Below are 21,824 nucleotides of genomic sequence, written 5' to 3'. Positions count from 1 at the left end.
ACGTCGCGCAACGTTGAGCCGAGTATAGGATTAGAAATTTATAATTACACATGGTGTAAACGCTTGGTTTTATTGGAATTATGTTTACGATATCGACGCAGCGGGTTGCACCGGGATCGTGATAAGCTTGCACCACCATGAGCCAGACACCCCGCAATCCCCTGCTTCTGCGCACGCGCGGCATGGCCGCCGAGATCGCCGCGCGCCTGCGCGTGATGATCGACGAGGGCGAACTGCCGCCCGGCGCGCGGATCGACGAAAAGGAACTCAGCCTCGCGTTCGACGTGTCGAAGACGCCGCTGCGCGAAGCGCTCAAGGTGCTCGTCGCGGAAGGGGCGGTCACGCACCGCCAGTACATCGGTTATCGCGTCGCGTCGATCGATCTCGACGATCTGGCCGCGACGTTCGAGCTGCTGCACGGCCTCGAGGCGATGGCCGGCGAGCTGCTGCGGCAGCGGCTCGGCGCGGCGACGCTCGCCGCGCTGCAGGCGAAGCACCGGCGGATGGTCGAGTGCCACGAGGCCGGCAAGCGCGTCGAGTATTTCCGCCTGAACCAGCAGATTCACCAGATGATCGTCGACGCGGCCGGCAACCCGGTGCTGTCGGGCGTCTATGCGTCGCTGATGTCGAAGGTGCACCGTGCGCGCGGCGCGGCGAACGCGGACACGCTGCGCTGGGCCGAATCGCTGCACGAGCATGAGGCGATCATGGCCGCGCTCGCCGATCCCGACCGCGCGGCGCTGCCGCAGATCCTGCGCGGCCATTCGGAGAACACCGCGCGCGAGGTGCTGGCGATCCTGCACAAGACCACGGGCGCGATCGACGCGCCCGGCAAGCGCACGGCCGAAGCGTGACGGCCCTGCCGTGCCCGCGCGCGGCGCCCCGAAGCGCGGCGCTTACGCCGCGCGCAGCGCGAGCCGCGCGACTTCCGCGAAATACCGCGCGCCGATCGACAGGATGTCGTCGTTGAAGTCGTAGGTCGCGTTATGCAGCGGCACGCCGCCGCGCCCGGCCGCTTCGCCGTTGCCGATGAACACGAAATTGCCGGGCACCGCCTGCAGGAACGCGCCGAAGTCTTCCGAAATCATCATCGGCTGCACGTCGGCGTTCACCGCGTCGGCACCGGCGACCTGCGTCGCGGCCTGCACGGCCGTGCCGACCCATTCCGGCGAGTTCACCGTCGGCGCGAATTCATGCGTGTACTCGAACGTGCACGTCGCGCCGTGCGTGCGGCAGATCCCGTCGGCGATCTCGCGCATGCGCGTTTCGAGCAGCGCCTGCACGTCGCGCGAATAGCTGCGCGTGTCGCCCTTGATCGTCACCGTCGACGGAATCACGTTGCGCAGCCCGTCCGTGATGAATTCGGTGCACGAGATCACCGCCTGCGCGCCCGGATCGAGATTGCGCGACACGATCGTCTGCAGCGCCAGCACGACCTGCGCGCCGATCACGATCGGATCGACGCCCATGTGCGGCCGCGCCGCATGCGTGCCGCGCCCGTCGATCCGGATCGTGAAGTTGTCCTCGCTCGCCATGATGCCGCCCGCGCGCGTCGAGAACGTGCCGGCGCGCATGCCCGGCATGTTGTGCGCGCCGAAGATCGCGTCCACCGGGAAACGCTCGAACAGCCCGTCGGCCATCATCGCCTTCGCGCCGCGGCCGTGCTCCTCGGCCGGCTGGAAGATGAAGCGCACCGTACCGTCGAAATCCCTGCGCTCGGCCAGCAGCTGCGCGGCGCCCAGCACCATCGACATGTGGCCGTCGTGCCCGCACGCGTGCATCTTGCCCGGCGTGCACGACGCGTAGGCGCGGCCCGGCGCATGCTCGGCGATGTTCAGCGCGTCCATGTCCGCGCGGATGCCGATCGCGCGCGTGCCGGTGCCGGCCGTCAGGTTCGCGACGAGGCCCGTGCCGCCGATGCCGCGATGCACGTCGAGCCCGAGCGTCGTCAGGATGCGCGCGACGTAGTCGGACGTGTTCACTTCCTCGAAACCCGTCTCCGGATGCTGGTGCAGATGCCGTCGCCAGGTTGTCAGCCGCCCTTGCAGCGTGGTTTCTTCCGTTGCGTCCATCGTGCGTACCTCGTCGGTCGTCATGTCGTTCGGTTCGCTCAGGCCGTCGCGGCCGCCCGGTTCAGCCAGTCGCGCTGCCGCGCCAGCACGGCCTCGGCCGTGTCGCCGACGCACTGCCGGTAGACCGACGGCGCGGTCGCGCCTTCGGTGTTGATCGCGAGCACGCGCGAATGCGCGTCGAGCCCGGCCTGCCGCGCGCGCGCCGGATCGCGCATCAGCACGGCCAGCCCCGCGACGCCTGCCGCGCCCGATTCGCCGGACACGAACGGCACGTCGCGCTCGCTGCCGGCCGCGAGGTCGCGCATCGCCTGCACCGCGTCGTCGTCGTCGATCAGCATGAAGTGGTCGATGCACGGCTCGAGGAAATCCCACGCGAGCGGCGACGCCTCGCCGCACGCGAGCCCGGCCATCACCGAATCGACGCTGCCGGTCGCCTTCGACGCCTGCCCCGCGAGCGCGCTCTGGTACAGGCAGTCGGCCTGGCGCGGCTCGACGACGATGAAATGCGGCCGCCGTGCGCCGTCGCGCTCCCACAGATAGCTCGCGACGCCGGCCGCGAGCCCGCCGACGCCGCCCTGCAGGAACACGTGCGTAAACGGCCGGCCGTCGTCGTCCGCCCGCTGTTGCGCGAGCGCTTCGGCCGCGATCACGCCGTAGCCCTGCATCACGTCGCGCGGAATCGCCTCGTAGCCGTCGTACGACGTATCCGACACCACGTGCCAGCCGTTCGCGTCCGCGAGCTGCGCGGCGTGCACGACCGATTCGTCGTAATTGCCGGCGATCCGCACGATGCGCGCGCCGTAGGCGGCGATCGCGCGCTCGCGCTCCGCATCGACGTGCGCGTGCAGCACGATCACGCAGCGGCAGCCGATCGCGCGCGCGGCGGCGGCCAGCGCGCGACCGTGATTGCCGTCGGTCGCGCTGATCACCGTGAGCTCGGCCAGCGACGCCGCGTAACGGCCCGTGATCAGCCCTTGCGGATCGAGATCCTCGCTGCGCCGCAGCCGCTTCACGAGCCGCATCAGCGCGATCGGTGCGCCAAGCGCCTTGAAGCTGCCGAGCGGCGAGCGGCACGCCTCGTCCTTCACGCGCACGCTCGCGACCCCGAGCCGCGCGGCGAGGTCGGGCAGGTCGCGCAGCGGCGTGCGCGCGGCGCCGACGAGCGGCCAGTGCGACAGCCACGCGCCGCTTTCATCGGCCGCGGCCATGTTCATGATGCGGCGCAGCGTGTCGGGATAGGCAGTGCGCGACGCGCGCGGATTGGCGATCAGCATGGCGGGATGGACTCCGGAAAAAGGCCGCGCGGGCGGCCCGGCGGTGGATGCGGTGCGGCGCGTACGGGTTGCGCTCGCCGTCGGTCCGAAAAATAATATTGCGCAGGCCGGTCAATAAAATCGCCAAATCGGCGCGCCGGACGCAAAAATTTCTCATTCTTTCGAGGTCGCCGCGCCATCATGCCCACCCCACTCGATGCGTTCGATCGCAAGCTGCTGATGGAAGTCCAGCGCGACGCGCAAACGCCGCAGAACGAACTCGGCGCCCGCGTCAATCTGTCGACCGCCGCGGTGAACCGCCGCCTGCGGCGGCTCGCGGAAGACGGCGTGATCGAGCGCTACACGGCCGTCGTCGCGCCGGAGAAGGTCGACCATCCGCTGACGATCGTCGTGAACGTCGAGGTCGAGAGCGAGCAGATCGACCAGCTCGACGCGATGAAGCGGAGCTTCGAACGCTGCCCGCAGATCCAGCAGTGCTACTACGTGACCGGCGAATGGGACTTCGTGCTGATCCTGGCCGTGCGCAACATGGATCAGTACAACGCGCTCACGCGCGAGCTGTTCTTCGCGAACAACAACGTGAAGCGGTTCAAGACGCTGGTGAGCATGAGCCGCGTGAAGGTCGGGCTCGAGGTGCCGGTCGACGCCGGCGAGTGAGCGCACGCGGCGGCGCAGCGGCCGGCGCACGATCGCATGCGCCGGCCGCCTCCCGTCGACGGCTACGTCAGCGGCAACTGAAGTTCGCTGCCGAATTGAGGTCGCCCGAACCGTTGTAGCGCGCGACCTGCGGATACGGGCACAGCGGCCGCGTGCGTCCCGCGCCCCACGACGCGGGCACGTCCGCGTTCGGCGCCGCACTCGTCGCATCGCGCGCGGCGGCGACGATCGCGGCGGGCGCCTGCCCCTGCTCGACCCACGCGACGAGCGGCGTCAGCATGTCGAACTGGTCCGCCGCCGGGCCGCCCGAGCAGTGATTCATGCCGGGCACCGGATAGAAGCGCGCGAAGTCCGTGGCGTCGCCGCCGTTCGCCTGCGCGAGCCGGGCGTACCAGTCGCGCGTGTCGTCGAACGAGAACACCGGGTCGCCGGTGCCGTGATAGACGAGCAGCTTCGCGCCGCGCGACTTCAGCGCGGACAGGTCGGTCTCATCGGGCGGCGTCATGAACGACCACGCGGATTGCGTGTACACGCCGTTGGTCGCGAAGATCGCCGGCGCATCGTTGTCCATGTCGAAGCCGAGCGCGAAGCCGGCGAGGTTCGCGAGCGTCGCGGCGGTTTTCGGCGGCGTCATGAAGGTGAACGCCATCGCGGCCGGATCGAGCATGACCGAATTCGACTGCTTCCATGCGGCCCAGCCGCCGCCCGCCACGCCCGGATCGTACGGAAAGCTCGCATAGAGCGCCGTGCCCGCGCTGTTGCGCGCGCCCGCGAACACGTTGCCGAGCGCGGTTTTCTGCGCGGCGGTCAGGCACGACCCGGTGCGCGTGCCGTTCGCACAGGTCGGGATGTCCGCGTCGATGCTGAAGTGCGCCTGGCATGCGGCGACGTCCTGCACCATGCCGTCCGCCGCGCCGTCGAGCGCATCGCACTTGTCGAGAATCCGCGCGCCGACGAAGCGGCGCTCCGCATCGGTGAAGCCGCTGCGAATATCCGGCAAGCCGTTCGATCCGGTCGCCGACGCGATCTTCGCGAACTGCTGCGCGCCATACATCTCGCCGATGGCCGCCTTCGGCAAGTGAAAGCCCGGATCGCCGGCGATGATGCCGTCGTAGTCGGCCGGGTTGCGCACCGCCGTGACCATCGCGTGACGGCCGCCGTTCGAACAGCCGCCGAAATAGCTGCGATCGGGCGCCTTGCCGTACGCGAGCCGGATCACCTGCTTCGCCATCGGCGTGAGCGCATCGACGGCCTGGTAGCCATAGTCGAGCCGCGCCTGCGGATCGACGCCGAACAGCGGATTCTGCGCGGCGCTGTGCCCGGAATCGGAGCTGATCACCGCGAAGCCCATGTTCAGCGCATCGGTCAGCGGGCCGCCGCCGCCGATCTCGCCGGTCGCCGTGACGACGTTGCCGTCGAGGCCGCCGTTCGCCTGGTAGAAGAAGCGGCCGTTCCACGCCTTCGGCAGGCGCATCTCGAAACCGATCGCATAGGTGTTGCCGTCCACCGGGCTCACGCGCTCGTTCATCCTGCCTTCGATCACGCAGTGCTCGGCGATCGGCTTGCCGGCCACCGTCAGCGCGCCGGCCGCCGCCGTCGTCACCGTCGTGAACGACGTACCCGGATAGGCGAGCTTCGCGGCGAGTGCGTCGCAGGTCTGTGTCATCGCAGCCGGCGTCGCGGCGCTCAGATGCGTCGGCGTGGCGCTGACGGAATCGTCGCCGCCGCAGCCGGCAAGCATCGCGGCCGACAGCGGCGCAATGCAGAGGAATGCAGATTTTGCGTTCAAGATTGCTCCCGTTCGTCAGGCTGCCGGATCAGAACATGTGCCGCACGCCGACCATCGCGCCGAGCTGCCCCATCCCTTCGCCGGGCGTCGTGCCGGCACCGCCGCCGCTGACCGCGTAGCGCGCATGCGCGCTGTTCCACAGATACGACGATTGCGCGTAGACGGCCGTGCGCTTGCTCAGCAGATAGGTCGCGCGCAGCGTGGCCATCGTCGCGCGCGTGTCGTGCGCGCTGTTGACGACGCGATAGCCTTCGCCGTCGACGATGAAGTCGGGCTTGACCGCATACGACGCGCCGGCGAAGAAGATGTCCGAACGCGCACCGGCCGCGGCCGGCGAACCGGTCGACACGCGCCGCCCCATCCAGCCCGCGCCGATGCGCGCGCCCGCCGCCTGCGCATACGCGCTCACATGCACGCGCGCGTCCTTGCCGCCGCTGTTCGTGAAGGCGACCGGCGCGACGCCGTCGAAGAAGTTCGCGGCCGCGCCGGTGCCGCCGCGCTGCTCCTCGTAGGACGCCGCCGCACCGAAATACGCGCTGTCGTACTTGAGCATCACCGACCAGTTGCGGCACTGCACCGCGTCGCCCGGCACCTGCCCCGCGCAGGTGCCCTGCCCGGGCGAGTTGCCGGTGCCTGCGCCGTCGCGGCCGAACGAATACGCGGCGCCGAACGTCACGCCGCGATAGCTGCCGACGTAGGTCACCGCGTTGTCGGCGCGGCCGTTCGGCACGTACGCATCGAACGAGCCGAGCCCGTAGATGTCGGGGCCGATGATGTCGGCGCCCTGCAGCGCGAGATAGGTCATCGTGTACTGGCGGCCGAACGCGAGCGTGCCGAAGCCGCCCTTCAGCCCGACGAAGGCCTGCCGCCCGAACAGCCGGCCGCCCTGCCCCAGATCGCCGCCGCGCACGTTGAAGCCGCTTTCGAGCGTGAAGACCGCCTGATAACCGCCGCCGAGATCCTCGGCGCCGCGCAGCCCCCAGCGCGACGGCAGCTCGCCCGTCACGCCCGGCATGCGCACCACATGGTCGCCGGCCGCGTTCGCGTGCGACACGAATTCGACGCCGGTGTCGATGATCCCGTACAGCGTCACGCTGGACTGCGCATGCGCGCCGGTCGCGGCCAGCGCGCATGCGCCGGCCGCCAGCAAGGCTTTGGTGTGCTTCATGGTAGATGTCTCCAGACCTGCGTCGATATCGCGCTCTGACGGCGCTCGGGTTGAACCACGGGAAATTCAGTCGCGCGGCTGCGGCCGCCGGATCAGCACCAGCGCGGCGACGGCGGCGACCAGCGTCACCGGGATGCTCGCGCCGATCACGGCCGACCCGCTGCGGCCCGTCGCGAGCAGTTGCGCGGCGGCGAGCGGCCCGACCACGGAGCCGAGCCGGCCGACCGCCACCGCCGAGCCGACGCCGGTGCCGCGCATCGCGGTCGGGTAATACATGGCGGCGAGCGCATACAGCACCGACTGCCCGCCGACCACGAACATCCCGGCCGCGAACGCGGCCGCCGACAGCCACACGAGCCCCGGCGCGATCGCGAGCGCGGCAAGCGACAGCACGATCCCCGCATACATGCCGCCGACCACGCGCGACGGCCGGATCCGGTCCATCGACATGCCGATGCCGAGCACGCCGAGCCCGCTGCCGATGTTGAAGAAGATCTGCACGATCCCGGCCTGGCTGCGCGCCAGCCCCTTCGCGGCCATCAGCGACGGCAGCCAGTTCAGCAGGAAATACAGCACGATCAGCGTGCAGAAGTAGCTGAGCCACAGCGCGAGCGTGGTGCCCGTGCGCGCGCCGCCGAACAGGGTGTGCGCCACGCCCGGGCGCGCGCCGCCCGATGCGCTGACGTCGAGGAACGCGCGCGATTCCGGCAGCAGCGCGAGCAACAGCGGCGCGAGCAGCAGCGGCCCGACGCCGCCGACGTAGAAGATGTGACGCCATTCGGCGTCGCCGGCCAGCAGCACGCCGATCACCGACGCGATCACGCCGCCGAACGGAATGCCGCAGTACATCACGGCCACCGCGCCGCCGCGCGAGCGCGCGTCGACGGCTTCGGACGACAACGCGATCAGGTTCGGCATCGCGCCGCCGAGCCCGAGGCCGGTCAGCGCACGCACGACGACCAGCATCGCGAAGGTGGACACCTGCGCGGTCGCGATCGACAGCAGCCCGAACAGACAGACCGATGCGATCAGCACGTGCTTGCGGCCGACCCGGTCGGCCAGCCAGCCGCCGAGCATCGCGCCCGGCAGCAGGCCGAACGTGCCCGCGCTGAACGCGAGCCCCATCTGCGAGACCGTCAACCCGAATTCATGGGCCATGCGCGGCGCGGCCACGCCGACCGACTGCAGATCGAGCCCTTCCAGCAGCGCGATCGCGAAACACAGACCGAGCGTCGTCGCGACGGCCGGCCTTGCGGCAACGGATGTATCCATTTCGTCTCCAGACCTTGAATGGCGCGCTGGGCGGGAACGCATGCGCGGCATCTTTTTTTCGTGATCGGATCGTGAACCGCAAATATCAGGCTACCTGATTCACTGTCCGAAATAAAATCCGCGCGGCCGGTGGGTCGTGCGGACCGTCATCCCGTGCGGGACGACGGGACGATTTAATAACAGGCAACCTGATATTTCAAGTGCGGCGAGCGCCGGTGTTAACCCGCAACGCGGGCGGCAGCCGGCCGGACAAGGCCGGGAGGGAAGCGCAAGGCGGCGAGAGATCAGTCGCGCAGGTTGCGCACGAACAGTTCCAGCGTGTGCTGGACCTGCGCGACGTCGTCGGCGGCCAGGCCGTCGCCGAGCATGCGGCGCTCGAGCGGCCGCAGCACGCGCTCGCATTCGCGCAGGATCGCCGAGCCTTCGTCGGTCAGCCGCAGCAGGATCACGCGGCCATGATTCGGGTCGGCCTCGCGCGTCACGAAGCCGCGGGCCGCCATCGCGACCATCACCTCGTTCGCGGATTGCGGCGTGATGAACGAGCGCACCGCGAGCTGCGCGTTGGACAGCGCCCCGCGCGCCTCGAGCACGGACAGCGCCGTGTATTGCGCGAGCGTCACGCCGAGCGGCGCGAGCGCGTCGCTCATCTGGCGGCGCAGCAGCCGTTCGAGATTGCCGATCAGGTAGGTCAGGCGCAGCGTCGCGCGCACCGGCGGCTTCGCTTCGGCGGGTCGGGCAGCGCGCTTCGCGCGGGCCGGTTTGGCGGGTGTCGAACTCATGAAGGTGTCGGAAGAGATATCGCGGGCCATCTTACCTTACGCGGCACGCGCGGCGAACGCGCCCGCGCGCCGTCCCGTCGCCGCACGGCCGGTGCGGCGCCCTTGCCTCATGTGTTCTCGCAAACGACGCGCCCGCGCCTCACGCGCCGCGCGGGGCGGCGACGATCACGCCCGCATCGGCCGCGTCGGCCGCATACATCGCGTCGACCAGCGCGGCACGGTGGCCCAGCACCGCGCGCTGGTTGATCGAGCCCTTGTCGGTCACCTCGCCGAGATCGAGCGACGGCGGCGTGTCGAGCAGGCACAGCCGCGTGACGAAGGTCGCGCTGCCGGTCGCTTCGCGGTTCAGCCGCGCCAGCAGGTCGGCGAAGAACGCGCGCACGGCGGGCGCCTGCAGCACGGTGCGCGCGTCGGCGTCCGGCCCTGCGCCCGCGAGGCGGCGGCAGTCGTCGAGGCGCGGGAAGATCATCGCGCCGACGTCGTCGCGGTTCATCCCCGTCACGACCGCGTCCTGCACGTAGGGCGCGCCGCTCGACACGATCCGCGCGCGCATCGGCCCGACGCTGACGAAGGTCCCCGACGACAGCTTGAAATCCTCCGCGATGCGGCCGTCGAACATCAGCCCGAGTTCCGGACGCTGCGGGTCGACGAAACGCACCGCGTCGCCGCTGCGGTAGTAGCCTTCTTCGTCGAACACTTCGCGCGCGTCGTCGCCGCTCGCGCGCCAGTAGCCAGCCATCACGTTCGGCCCGCGAAAGCGCGCCTCGAGCTTGCCGTCGACCGGCACCAGCTTCGTCTCGCAGCCCGGCGCGGGCAGCCCGATATAGCCGGCGCCCGACATCGGCCCGGTCGTAAACAGGCAGGACGGCGCGGCCTCGGTCATGCCGAGGCCCGCCATGATCCGGATGCGCTCGCCGCAGTGCGCGAGCGTCACGCGGTCGAGCCGGTCCCACGCGGCCTGCGACAGCCCCGCGCCCGCGAAGAAGTACATCTTCACGCGCGAGAAGAAGGTCGCGCGCAGCGCGGCGTCGGTTTCGAGCGCGGCGGTCAGTTCCTCCCAGCCCTTCGGCACGTTGAAGTACACCGTCGGCGCGATCTCGCGCAGATTGCGCAGCGTCTCGTCGAACTTGCCGGCGACCGGCTTGCCGTCGTCGATGTAGAGCGTGCCGCCGTTGTACAGCGCGATGCCGACGTTGTGGCTGCCGCCGAACGTATGGTTCCACGGCAGCCAGTCGACCAGCACCGGCGGTTCGATGCCGAACTGCGGAAACGTTTCGAGCAGCATCTGCTGGTTGCTGCACAGCATCCGGTGCGTGGTCGGCACCGCTTTCGGCAGCCGCGTCGAACCGGACGTGAACAGGAATTTCGCGATCGTGTCGCCCGTGATCGCGTCGTGCGCGGCATCGACGTCGCGCGGCGCCGTGTCGAGCAGCGCCGCGAAGCGCGTGACGCCGCGCATCCCGTCCGGCGCCGAGACGACCACGCGCTCGACGTCGGCCGGCACCGCCGCATCGAGCGCCGCTCGAAACGCGCCGCCGCCCGCGGCGAACACGAGGCCAGGCGTCAGCAGCGCCAGCGCGTGGCGCAGCTTGCCGTAATCGCTCGACACGAGCGAATACGCCGGCGACAGCGGCGCGTACGGGATGCCGGCCCACATCGCGCCGAACGCGACCTGCAGATGTTCGAGATCGTTGCCCGACAGGATCGCGACCGGCCGCTCGACCGACAGGCCGCGATCGAGCAGCGCCTGCCCGATCGCGCGCGCACGGTCGAGCATCTGCGCATAGCTGATGCCGACCCACGCGCCGTCGGCGCCGCGTCGCGCGACGAGCCAGCGGTCCGGATGCGCTTGCGCGCCGCTGACGAGCCGGTCGGTCAGCCGGCGCGGATACGCGCCGAGCGCGGTCGACGCGCGCAGGGTCCAGCAGCCGTCGCGCTGCGCGATGTCGGGCGGCGCCGCACCGATCGCGACCGGGCGGTAGCCGGCAAGGCCGGGCTGCGCGGCGGCGCGGCCGGGCAGTTGGGTCGGATCCGCATCCAAGGTATGTCTCCATTCGGTTCCGTCCGGCGCGGTCGTGCGCGCCGGCGGGCACTGCGTTGTGTCGTTTTCGAGCGGGTCGCCGCGCGGCGGCGATCCGCTCAGATCGGGTAATGGCGCGGCGCGGTCTGCACGGTGATCCAGCGCAGGTCGGTGAACTCGGCGATCGACGCCTTGCTGCCGAAGCGGCCGTAGCCGCTCGCCTTCACGCCGCCGAACGGCATCTGCGCCTCGTCGTGCACGGTCGGGCCGTTGATGTGGCAGATGCCCGACTCGATCCGCTTCGCGACCTGCATCGCGCGCGCGATGTCGCGGCTGAACACCGCCGCCGACAGCCCGTATTCGCTGTCGTTCGCGGCGGCAAGCGCCGCTTCGTCGCCGTCGACGCGCTGCACGGTCACCACGGGCCCGAACGATTCGTCCGCATAGAGCTTCATCTCGCGCGTGACGCCGTCGACGACAGTCGGCTGCATCACCGCGCCGTCGACCTCGCAGCCGAGCGGCAGCGCGGCGCCGTGCGCGCCCGCATCGGCGACCAGCGCCGCGATGCGCTGCGCGGCCGCCGCGCTTTCGAGCGTGCCGAGCACGACGCCCGGCGCGGCCGGGTTGCCGGCCTTCAGCGTGCGCGCCTTCGCGACGAGCTTGTCGACGAATGCATCGGCGACCTTGCGATCGACGATCACGCGCTCGGTCGACATGCAGATCTGCCCCTGGTTGAAGAATGCGCCGAACGCGACCGCGTCGACCGCCGCATCGAGGTCGGCGTCGTCGAGCACGAGCACCGGCGCCTTGCCGCCGAGTTCGAGCAGCGCGGGCTTCAGGTGCTGCGCGGCGAGCGTCGCGACGATCCGGCCCACGCGCGTCGAGCCGGTGAAGTTCACGCGCCGCACGGCCGGATTCGCGATCAGCCGCTCGACGATCGCGGGCGCATCCTCGGGCGCATGCGTGATCACGTTGACGACGCCGTCGCCGAGCCCCGCGTCGTGCAGCACGCTGCCGATCAGCCGATGCACGCCGGGGCAGCCTTCGGACGCCTTCAGCACGACCGTGTTGCCGCACGCGAGCGGCATCGCGAGCGCGCGCGTCGCGAGGATCACCGGCGCGTTCCACGGCGCGATCCCGAGCACCACGCCGCACGGCTGGCGCACCGCCATCGCGAGGCTGCCCGGCACGTCGGACGGAATCACCGCGCCGTCGATCTGGGTGGTCATCGCGGCGGCCTCGCGCAGCATGTTCGCGGCGAGCATCACGTTGAAGCCGTACCAGTTCGCCATCGCGCCGGTTTCCGCGCGGCCGGTCTCGATGAATTCGCCGGCGCGCGCGTCCATGCGGTCGGCCGCCGCCAGCAGGCGCCGCCGACGCTCGGTCGGCCCGAGCGCCGCCCACGCGGGAAACGCGCGCGCGGCCGCCGCGACCGCGGCATCCGCATCGTCGAGCGTCGCCGCCGCGGCGCGCGAAGCCACCTGGCCCGTCGCCGGATCGATCCGGTCGAAGGTCGCGCCGTTCGACGCGCCGCGCGACACGCCGTCGATCAACAAACTCACTTCATGCATTTCGCTGTCTCCGCTCAGTCCGTTCGCGTGCCGCGCCGCGCGTCAGCGCTTGTAGGCCTGCAGGCCCGGCTTGATGCTCTTCTCGTCGAGGAACTGCTTGAGGCCCTGTTCGCGCCCGCCCTCCGGATCGCGGTAGTTCGCCTGGTCGAGCTTCGCGTACAGGTAGTCCTCGTTCTGCTCCCACGTCAGTTCGCGGCAGCGCTTGAAACCGTGCTTCGCGTTGCGGATCACGACCGGATTCTTGTCGAGCAGCTTCGCGGCGAGCGCGCGCACCTCGTCGTGCAGCTGCGCGCGCGGCACGCTCTTGTTGACGAGCCCCATCTGCGCGGCCTGCTGGCCCGTGAAGGTGTCGCCGGTCATGATGTAGTAGAGCGCCTGGCGGTGCCCGACCGTGTCCGCCATCGCCTTGCTGACGAGGTTGCCCGGCGGGATGCCCCAGTTGATCTCCGACAGGCCGAACACCGCTTCGTCGGCCGCGATCGCGAGATCGCACGCGACGAGCGGCGAGAAGCCGCCGCCGAAGCACCAGCCGTTGACCATCGCGATGGTCGGCTTCGCGTACATGCGCAGCAACTGCCATTGCCAGCGGCTCGCGTCGCGGCGGATCTTTTCCTGCAGGATCTCGGGGCCCGCGTCGACTTCGCGGAAATACTCCTTCAGGTCCATCCCGGCCGTCCAGGCGTCGCCTTCGCCGGTCAGCACGAGCACCTGCGCTTCCGCGTCGAGCTCGACCGCCTCCAGCACCTCGATCATCTCCGCGTTCAGCGTCGGGCTCATCGCGTTGCGCTTGTCCGGGCGGTTCAGCGTGACCCATGCGATCCCGCCCTCGACTGCAACCTTCACCGTACTCCAGCGACCTTCGTAATTCATCTTCGTTCTCCAATGACAGTGCCGCCCTGCGCGACTCGCCATCAATTTACTATCAGGTAACCTGATATGTAAAGCGGAATGGAAACGTCTCGGGACAAACCCCTAAACGTGCCCGAACAGGGGCATGGCGCGCCGCGACGCGCGGGCTTTACACGATGAGAAGGAGCCTGCGGCGTGCGCGCAGGACAAGGCGGAGGTCATGATCGCGCGTGCGCGCGGCGTTCCGCGCCGGGGTCGCTTCGGCGCGCGCCCGCTGATCGACGAACAAGGAAGGAAAGGTTTCGATGAGGGTTCGATGCGACGCGATGCGGGCGTGGCGCGGCCGCACCGTGCGAACCGCCGGCGGGCGCACGGCGGCCGCGCAAGCCGCGCGCATCGACCGGTTCAGCCGGCCGGCTTCCCCGCAAATCGCGCGGTCGGTGCGCCCGCATGCCGCGTCGCCGCGACGAACACGCCGCCCGCATGCGCGTCGGCCGCCAGCGCGTCGTCGCCCAGGCCGGTGCGCGCGCTCGTCACATACAGCCGGCCTTCGCCGTCGAGCGCCACGCAGCTCGGCTGCGCGGTCGGCACCGCCACGCGCGCGGTCTCGACACCGTCCGGCCCGTAACGCACCACGCGCCGCCCGCCCCACTGCGCGTTCCACAGGCCGCCGTCGCGATCGATCGTCGAGCCGTCCGGATCGCCGTCCGCGTCGGTCAGCCGTGCGAACGGCCGCACGTTCGCCACGTCGCCGCCCGCGCGATAGTCGCAGACGAAGATCACGCGCACCAGCGAATCGCAGAAGTACATCCGCGCGCCGTCCGGCGAGAACGCGATGCTGTTCGCGATCGCGGCCGGCGGCAGCGCGAGCCGTCCGAGCGTCAGGTCGGGACCGAGCCGGTAAAACCCGCCGAGCGCACGCGGCGGCTCGCCGCCTTCGTCCTTCATGCCGAACACGAACGCGCCGAACGGATCGCAGCGGCCGTCGTTCAGGCGCGTCGGCAGCTCGGGCTCGACGTCGACGATCCGCGTGAACACGCCGCTGCGCAGGTCGAAGAACGCAAGATGCGTCGCCAGACCGACCAGCAGCACGTCCGGATCGTTCGTCAGCGCGAAGCACGCGAGCCGTTCGGGCATCGGCCACTGCGCGAGGTCCGAGCCGTCCGCGCGGCAGCGCCACAGGCGCGCGCCTTCGATGTCGGTCCAGTACAGCGCGCGCGTCGCGTCGCACCATGTCGCGCCTTCGCCGAGCGTGTTGCGGCTGTCCACCAGCAGCGCCGCCAGCGCGGCCGGATGAGTCTGTTGCATAGCGTCTCCCGATATCTGTCGCATTTTCGGGCGGCCGCGCTTGCGTCAGATCTTCATCGCGCGCCGCTGGTTGCGACGATACTGGTCGAACAGCACCGCGAGCAACAGAATTCCGCCGCGTATCAGATATTGGTAGAAGGTCGGCACGTTCAGCAGGCTCATCGCGTCCTGCACGGAGCCCATGATCAGCACGCCGACCAGCACGCCGGAGATCGTCGCGACGCCGCCCGTCAGCGACACGCCGCCGAGCACGCACGCGGAGATCACGCCGAGTTCGAGGCCGACCGAGGTCTTCGGGTCGCCGAGGCTCATCCGCGATGCGAGCATCACGCCGGCGAAGCCGGTCACGAGCCCCTGCAGCACGAACACGGTGATGCGGATGCGCATCACCGGCAGCCCCGCGAGCAGCGCGGCCTCGCCATTGCCGCCGACGGCCAGCACGTTCTTGCCGAACACCGTCCGGCGCAGCAGGAAGCCGAACACGACGAAGCCGACGATATTGCTCCAGATCGGAAACGAGATGCCGAGGAACGAGCCGGAGCCGAGCTCGAAGAAGCGTTCCTCGGAGATCATCACCGCATCGCCGTTCGACGTGATGAACGCGAGCCCGCGCACGACTTCCATCATCGCGAGCGTGACGATCAGCGAATTGATGCGCCAGCGCGCGATCAGCACGCCGTTGACGAGCCCGACCGCGCCGCCCGCGAGCACGCCCGCCACGGTACCGATCACGACGCTGTGCGTCGCGGTGATCAGCGTCGAGGCGACCACGCCCGAGAACGCGACGATCGACGCGACCGACAGGTCGACCTCGCCGAGCGCGAGCACGAACATCATCGTCACCGCGATCGAGCCGATCAGCGTGACCGACAGCAGCAGGCCCTGGATGTTGCGCGGCGTCAGGAAGTCCGGCACGGTCAGCGACAGCGCCGCGAACAGCACGACGAACACCATCACGATGCCCGAGCGGTTGATCAGCTGCCACACGCCGCTGCGCGCCCGCGCGGGCGCGGCCGTGGCATCGGGGGACGGAGAAGTGCGTTGGGGTTGCATTGCCTGGCTCATATCGATTGCATTCCGGTTGACTGCACGCCGCTAGCGCGGCAGCGCGAGCTTGATCAGCGCATCGGGCGTCGCCTGCGCCTTCGCGACTTCGCCCGCGATCCGCCCTTCCTTCATCACGACGATCCGGTCCGACACGCCGATCACCTCGGCCAGGTCGCTCGACACGAGGATCACCGTGCGGCCCGCGTCCGCGAGCTCGTAGAACAGGTTGTAGATTTCGGCGCGCGCGCCGACGTCGATGCCGCGCGTCGGCTCGTCCATCAGGAACACGTCGATGCGCTCGGCCAGCCAGCGCGCCAGCACGACCTTCTGCTGGTTGCCGCCCGACAGCGCGCCGATCGGCGTGTCGCCGTCGCGCGTCTTGATCGCAAGCCGTTCGATGTAGCGCTGCGCGAGTTCGCGCTCCTGCCGCGGGGCGAGCAGCATCCGCGCCGGGCTGAAATGGCGGCGCGCGCTGATGTTCAGGTTGTCGGCCACCGACGCGATCGCGACGATGCCTTCGTGCTTGCGGTCTTCCGGGCACAGCGCGATGCCCGCGCGCACCGCGTCGCGCGGGCTCGCGAACGCGACGCGCCGCCCGTTCAGCTCGACATGCCCGGCGCTCGGCCGCGCCGCGCCGTACAGCAGCTTCATCAGCTCCGAGCGGCCCGCGCCGACCAGCCCGAAGAAGCCGACGATCTCGCCGCGCCGCGCGGCGAACGACACGGGCTCCGACAGACCGGGCCCGACCAGCCCCTTCGCCTCGATCAGCACGTCGCCGGCCGCGCGCGACCGGTAGCCGTACACGTCCTCGATCGGGCGCCCGACCATGCAGCCGATCAGCCGGTCGCGGTCGAGCTCGGCGACCGATTCGAACGTCTCGATCCTGCGGCCGTCGCGGAACACCGTCACGCGATCGCACAGCGCGTCGACTTCCTCCATCCGGTGCGTGACGTAGATGATCGCGCGGCCGTCCGCGCGCAGCGCACGGATGATGCGAAACAGCTGCGTCGTCTCGCGCGCGGACAGCGAACTCGTCGGTTCGTCGAACGCGATCACGCGCGCGTCGCGCATCAGCGCCTTGCCGATCTCGATCATCTGGCGCTGGCCGATCGACAGGTACTTCACCGGGATGTCGGGCTCGATGTGCTCGCCGAGCCGCTCCAGCGCATCGAGCGCACGCGCGGCGAGCGCGCGCTCGTCGACCACGCCGAGCCGGCTCGGCAGCTGGCCGAGCATCAGGTTCTCCGCGACCGTCAGCTCGGGCACCAGATGCAGTTCCTGGTAGATGATCGCGATGCCGGCCTCGAGCGCGGCGCGCGTCGACGCAAAGCGCTGCACCGCGCCGTTCAGCGTCAACGTGCCGGCCTGCGGCTGGTTCACGCCGGACAGCACCTTCAGCAGCGTCGACTTGCCCGCGCCGTTCTCGCCCATCAAGCCGTGCACCTCGCCCGCGCGCACCGACAGCGACACCGCGTCGAGCGCACGCACGCCCGGGAAGGTCACCGTGATGCCGTCGAGCGCGAGCACCGGTTCGCCGGCCGGCGGCGCGCCGGCGCCGGCTTGCGCGGCATCGTGGTGGCCGGACACGGCCGTCATCGTCTGCATCGTCATCGCGTCCTCGCTCGCGCCGCTCAGATGCCGAGCTCGGCGCGCACCGCCTGCCAGTTGCTGCGCGTCATCAGCTTGCCGCTGGTCTGCGTGTCGGCGGGCGGCATCTTGCCGTTGCGGATCCAGTCGACGAGGTTCTGCGTGCTTTCCTTGCCGTGGTTCGTCGAGCTGACCGCGATCGTGCCGTAGAAGCCGGTCGGCTCCTTCTTCTGGAATTCGGCGAAGGCCTCGCCCGCGCCGTTGATGCCGACGCCGATCACGTCGGCCGCCGGGATGTGCAGCTGCTCGGTCGCGCGCACCGCGCCGAGCACGGTTTCCTCGTTCAGCGCGTAGATCACCCATTTCTTCACGTTCGGATGCCGCGCGAGCACCGGCGCCGCCGCGCTGAAGCCGCCTTCGTCGTCGGTGGTCTTCTGCGGCGCGTCGAAGATGTTCTCCTTGCGGAAGCCGTTCGCGAGCAGCGCCTGCGTCGCGCCGTCGGTGCGCAGCTTCGCGGTCGGCAGCTCGTAGTTGGTGATGCGCAGCGCGCCGACTTCCTCCGGCTTCCAGCCGCGCCGCTTCATCTCGTCGGAGATCGCCTGGCCGACCTGGTTGCCGATCTTGGTCGCCGACATCCCGAGGTGCGGCACGTTCGTCAGCGGCTTGCCGGTCGAGTCGACGAGCTGGTCGTCGACGGTCACGAACTTCATGTTGTAGCGCTTCGCGCGCGCGGCGATCGCCGGCCCGAGGCGCACGTCGGGCGCGCAGATCACGAAGCCCTGCGCGCCCTGCGAGCCGAGGTTGTCGATCGCGGCGAGCACCTTCTCGCCGTCCGGCGTGCCGATCTTCACGACCGAGAAGTTCTCCTTCTGGCCGAGCGCGGACGCCGCGTTCTGCTCGTTGATGAACCAGGCCTGCTCGGGCATTTTCACGAGAAAGCCGATCTTCAGCGGCGCATCGGCGCGGGCCATGCCCTGCATGCCGAGCGGCGCGATGCACAGCGCGGCCAGCAGCGCGCGCAACAGGGTCCTGCGATTCGTGCGAAACATGTCTTTGTCTCCTTGTATCGACTTTGTGTGGTGGTGCTCGAAGATGATGTGCGTACGCCCGCCGCGCTCAGCGGCCGAACGCGCCGGTGTCGACGCGCCGGCCGAACAGGAACGCGTCGGCGACGAGCCGCAGCGGCCGCACGTCGACGTCGCTTTCGCGACGCGCGATCAGCGCATGAAACTGCGCATACAGCGCCGGGTACTCGCGCGCCGGCCCGAGTTCGACCGGCTCGCCCGCGATCGACAGCTTCGCGCCGCCCGCGCTGATCATCAGCATGCCGTCGGCCGTGTCGACCGCGATCTCCCATTGCTCGACCGGGCCGTGGCGCCAGTCGAATTCCGCATGCACGGGCACGCCGTCGGTATCCGCGCATTCGAGCTCGGCCGCGATCGGCGTCTGCGTGTCGCTCGGCACGACCAGCGTCGCCTCGCGCAGCACCAGCTCGCGCGGCAGGATCCGCGTGACGATCGACAGTGCGTTGATCCCCGGGTCGAACACGCCGAGGCCGCCCGGCTCCCAGATCCATTGCTGCCCCGGATGCCAGCGCCGCACGTCCTCCTTCCAGCGCACCTGCACCGCGCGGATCCTGCGCGTCGCGAGCCACGCACGCGCCGGCTCGACCGCGCTCGCGCAGCGCGAATGCCAGGTCGCGAACAGCGTGAGGCCGCGCGACTGCGCGAGCGCCTCGAGCGCGGCCACTTCGCCGAGCGTCGCGCCCGGCGGCTTCTCGAGCATCACGTGCTTGCCCGCGTCCAGCGCCGCGCGCGCCTGCGCGTAGCGCACCTGCGGCGGCGCGCACAGCGACACGGCGGCGAGCTCGGGCTCGCCGGCCAGCAGCGCGCCCAGATCCGGATAGTTCCGCACGCCGGTGACTTCCGCATGACGGCTCGCGCATGCGGTCAGCGCGAACCCGGGTTCGGCGGCAATCGCCGGCAGATGCTGGTCGCGGGCGATCTTGCCGATCCCGACGACACCCAGCGAAACGACTTGGCTCATCGTGCGCTCCCTGATTCGTTGGATTGGTTGCTCAGCGCGCCCAGCGCAGCACGAGCGGATCGAGCCGGCGCGCGATCGCGACCAGCTCCGCGCGCGTGTCCGGATGCAGCGCCGGCATCGGATGCCGCGGCGCCTCGCACGCGATCACGCCGCCTTCGCGCATCAGCGCCTTCGCGGTCAGGATCCCGGACTGCCGGTTCTCGTGGTTGATCAGCGGCAGCCACGCCTGATAGCGCGCGAACGCGTCGTCGTGACGCCCTTCGCGATACGCTTCGAGGATCGGCCGGATGCCGTCCGGATACGCACCGCCCGTCATCGCGCCGGTCGCGCCGGCGTGCAGGTCGGCGAGCAGCGTGATCGCTTCCTCGCCGTCCCACGGCCCTTCGATCGCGTCGCCGCCGAGCCGGATCAGTTCGCGCAGCTTGTTCGCGGCGCCCGGCGTCTCGATCTTGAAGTACGCGACCTGCTCGATCTCGCGCGCCAGCTGCGCGAGAAACGGCGCGGACAGCACGGTGCCGCTCGCGGGCGCGTCCTGGATCATGATCGGGATCGACAGCGCGTCCGACAGGCGCGCATAGAACGCGTGGATCTGCGCTTCGGGCACGCGGAACGTCGCGCCGTGATACGGCGGCATCACCATCACCATCGCCGCGCCGAGCTGCTGGGCGCGCACGCTGCGCGCGATGCAGGTGTGCGTGCTGTAGTGCGACGTCGTGACGATCACCGGCACGCGGCCGGCGACGTGTTCGAGGATCGTGCGCGTCAGCAGGTCGCGTTCGTCGTCGGCGAGCGCGAACTGCTCGGAGAAGTTCGCGAGAATGCAGAGCCCGTCCGAGCCCGCGTCGATCATGAAGTCGACCGCGCGCCGCTGGCTCGCGAGGTCGAGCTCGCCGGTCTCGGTGAAGGTCGTCGGCACGACCGGGAAAATGCCGCGGTAGCGCGGCGTACGGCTCGATGTCATGGTTCGGTTCTGCGTCGGTCGTAGTGGGGCATGCGCTCAGGATTCGCGCGCGAGCGCGCCGTCGGTGGGCTGCGGCGCGCGCAGCGCCGCGCGGACCACGAACGTGATCAGCACGGCGAACAGCAGCGTCGCCGCGAGGAAATACAGGCCGGCCGCGAGACTGCCGGTCGCCTGCTTGATCAGGCCGATCCCGTACGGTCCGAGATAGCCGCCGAGATTCGCGAGCGAGTTGATCGCGGCGATCCCGACCGCGGCGCTCGCGCCGCTCAGGAATTCGCCGGGCAGCGCCCACACGACGGCCTGGATCGAATACAGCGAAAACGCGGTCAGGCAGATGAACAGGAACTGCAGCGCCGGCTGCCGCACCCATGCGCTCGCGGCCATCGTCAGCGCGGCGGCCGCCGACACGACGACGATGTGCAGATAGCGCTCGCGCGTACGGTCCGAGTGACGCGGCACGACCAGCAGCCCGATCACCGCGAACAGGTAGGGCACCGCGGACAGCAGGCCGGTCGCGGCGTCGCCGGCGCCGAACGCCTTGATGATCGTCGGCAGCCACAGCGACAGCCCGTAGATGCACAGCGGAAACGGCAGGAACAGGGCGGCGAGCAGCAGCACGCGCCGGTCGCGCAGCGCGGCGAGCGGATTGCGGTGCGTATCGGGACGGTAGGTATCGCGATCGGCGGCGAGCTGACGCGCGATCCAACGGCGCTGCGCATCGTTCAACCAGCGTGCGCGGTCGGGCGATTCCGGCAGCAGGCGCATCGTCGGCCACACCAGCAGCACGGCCGGCAGGCCGCTCGCGACGAACAGCATCTGCCAGTTCGACAGGCCGAACAGCCCGTGCGTCGACAGCAGCCATCCGGCGAGCGGCCCCGTGACGATGCCGGCCACCGGCTGCGCGAGCACGAGCAGCCCGATCACGCGCGCACGGTCGCGCATCGGGAACCACTGCGTGAGGAAATAGAGGATGCCCGGATAGAGGCCGGCCTCGGCCGCGCCGAGCAGGAAGCGCAGCACGTAGAAGCTCGTCGGCCCCTGCACGCAGGCCATCGCCATCGTGATCACGCCCCACGTCGCGAGGATCCGCGCGAACCATACGCGCGCGCCGAAGCGGCCGAGCGCGAGGTTGCTCGGCACCTCGCACAGGAAGTAGCCGATGAAGAACAGCCCCGCGCCGAGCCCGTACGCCGCGTCGCTCAGGCCGACGGCCGCGTTCATGTACAGCTTCGCGAAGCCGACGACCGTGCGGTCGACGTACGCGACCACGTAGATCAGCGCGAGAAACGGCACCAGCTTGCGCGTGAGCGTGCGCATCAGGTGCCGTTCGTCGACCGCGGCCGGCGAGCCGGCCGCGGTCGCGGTCGATGCTGCGGACATGTTCTGCGTGATCATCCTGTCTCCATGAGGGGCTGCGCCGGCGT

At 70.1% G+C, this 21,824-nt stretch carries 18 protein-coding genes; 2 read left to right on the top strand and 16 right to left on the bottom strand.

The window, feature by feature from the left end; genetic code table 11:
* Positions 1-137: 137 nt before the first annotated feature.
* Complete coding sequence (locus WS57_RS00350; protein WP_059513013.1) at positions 138-854, top strand: GntR family transcriptional regulator; 717 nt, start codon at positions 138-140, stop codon at positions 852-854.
* A gap of 42 nt (positions 855-896) precedes the next feature.
* On the opposite strand, the gene WS57_RS00345 is transcribed toward WS57_RS00350, so the two are convergent.
* Both WS57_RS00345 and WS57_RS00340 read right to left on the bottom strand, forming a co-directional pair.
* Positions 897-2,096 (bottom strand): M20 aminoacylase family protein, encoded by a 1,200-nt coding sequence (locus tag WS57_RS00345; RefSeq protein WP_009694523.1) that lies wholly within the window; start codon positions 2,094-2,096, stop codon positions 897-899.
* 14 nt (positions 2,097-2,110) lie between these two features.
* On the bottom strand, positions 2,111-3,346 hold the full coding sequence (locus WS57_RS00340) for a diaminopropionate ammonia-lyase (RefSeq protein ID WP_059604862.1): 1,236 nt from the start codon (positions 3,344-3,346) through the stop codon (positions 2,111-2,113).
* Between the two features lie 180 nt (positions 3,347-3,526).
* Between WS57_RS00340 and WS57_RS00335 the strand changes: the two genes are divergently transcribed.
* Positions 3,527-4,003, top strand: coding sequence for an Lrp/AsnC family transcriptional regulator (locus WS57_RS00335; protein WP_009694526.1), 477 nt, complete (start codon positions 3,527-3,529; stop codon positions 4,001-4,003).
* A gap of 67 nt (positions 4,004-4,070) precedes the next feature.
* Here the strand turns inward: WS57_RS00335 and WS57_RS00330 are convergent, their stop codons facing one another.
* The 14 genes from WS57_RS00330 to WS57_RS00260 all read right to left on the bottom strand — a co-directional run bounded on the left by WS57_RS00330 (position 4,071) and on the right by WS57_RS00260 (position 21,795).
* The gene (locus WS57_RS00330) at positions 4,071-5,792 is read right to left on the bottom strand and encodes a tannase/feruloyl esterase family alpha/beta hydrolase (RefSeq protein ID WP_155774245.1); all 1,722 of its coding nucleotides are present in this window, start codon (positions 5,790-5,792) and stop codon (positions 4,071-4,073) included.
* 28 nt (positions 5,793-5,820) lie between these two features.
* Positions 5,821-6,960, bottom strand: coding sequence for a porin (locus WS57_RS00325; RefSeq protein ID WP_040130782.1), 1,140 nt, complete (start codon positions 6,958-6,960; stop codon positions 5,821-5,823).
* A 66-nt stretch (positions 6,961-7,026) separates the two neighbouring features.
* Entirely contained in the window at positions 7,027-8,232 is a 1,206-nt protein-coding gene (gene mhpT / locus WS57_RS00320) for a 3-(3-hydroxy-phenyl)propionate transporter MhpT (RefSeq protein WP_040130781.1), read from the bottom strand.
* Positions 8,233-8,516: 284 nt separating this feature from the next.
* A complete protein-coding gene (locus WS57_RS00315) occupies positions 8,517-9,011 on the bottom strand; it encodes a MarR family winged helix-turn-helix transcriptional regulator (protein WP_040130780.1) in 495 nt (164 codons plus the stop codon).
* A gap of 139 nt (positions 9,012-9,150) precedes the next feature.
* Entirely contained in the window at positions 9,151-11,052 is a 1,902-nt protein-coding gene (locus WS57_RS00310) for a feruloyl-CoA synthase (protein ID WP_069243602.1), read from the bottom strand.
* A 98-nt stretch (positions 11,053-11,150) separates the two neighbouring features.
* On the bottom strand, positions 11,151-12,602 hold the full coding sequence (locus WS57_RS00305; protein WP_059604853.1) for an aldehyde dehydrogenase: 1,452 nt from the start codon (positions 12,600-12,602) through the stop codon (positions 11,151-11,153).
* A 42-nt stretch (positions 12,603-12,644) separates the two neighbouring features.
* Positions 12,645-13,472, bottom strand: coding sequence for a p-hydroxycinnamoyl CoA hydratase/lyase (locus tag WS57_RS00300; protein ID WP_059513001.1), 828 nt, complete (start codon positions 13,470-13,472; stop codon positions 12,645-12,647).
* Between the two features lie 384 nt (positions 13,473-13,856).
* Positions 13,857-14,759, bottom strand: a complete 903-nt coding sequence (locus WS57_RS00290; RefSeq protein WP_069243600.1) for an SMP-30/gluconolactonase/LRE family protein — start codon at positions 14,757-14,759, stop codon at positions 13,857-13,859.
* Between the two features lie 45 nt (positions 14,760-14,804).
* Entirely contained in the window at positions 14,805-15,824 is a 1,020-nt protein-coding gene (araH, locus tag WS57_RS00285; RefSeq protein ID WP_060300869.1) for an L-arabinose ABC transporter permease AraH, read from the bottom strand.
* 30 nt (positions 15,825-15,854) lie between these two features.
* Complete coding sequence (gene araG, locus WS57_RS00280) at positions 15,855-17,417, bottom strand: L-arabinose ABC transporter ATP-binding protein AraG (RefSeq protein ID WP_059604845.1); 1,563 nt, start codon at positions 17,415-17,417, stop codon at positions 15,855-15,857.
* A 20-nt stretch (positions 17,418-17,437) separates the two neighbouring features.
* Positions 17,438-18,442: an arabinose ABC transporter substrate-binding protein gene (locus tag WS57_RS00275; protein ID WP_009688561.1), complete on the bottom strand. Its 1,005-nt coding sequence runs from the start codon at positions 18,440-18,442 to the stop codon at positions 17,438-17,440.
* Between the two features lie 67 nt (positions 18,443-18,509).
* Entirely contained in the window at positions 18,510-19,439 is a 930-nt protein-coding gene (locus WS57_RS00270; RefSeq protein ID WP_059512988.1) for a Gfo/Idh/MocA family protein, read from the bottom strand.
* Between the two features lie 31 nt (positions 19,440-19,470).
* On the bottom strand, positions 19,471-20,400 hold the full coding sequence (locus WS57_RS00265; protein WP_040130773.1) for a dihydrodipicolinate synthase family protein: 930 nt from the start codon (positions 20,398-20,400) through the stop codon (positions 19,471-19,473).
* A gap of 36 nt (positions 20,401-20,436) precedes the next feature.
* Entirely contained in the window at positions 20,437-21,795 is a 1,359-nt protein-coding gene (locus tag WS57_RS00260; RefSeq protein WP_069243599.1) for an MFS transporter, read from the bottom strand.
* Positions 21,796-21,824: the final 29 nt, after the last annotated feature.

The organism is Burkholderia pseudomultivorans (genome assembly GCF_001718415.1).
GTDB lineage: Bacteria > Pseudomonadota > Gammaproteobacteria > Burkholderiales > Burkholderiaceae > Burkholderia > Burkholderia pseudomultivorans_A.
This window is presented reverse-complemented; position numbering and strand designations above follow the sequence as displayed.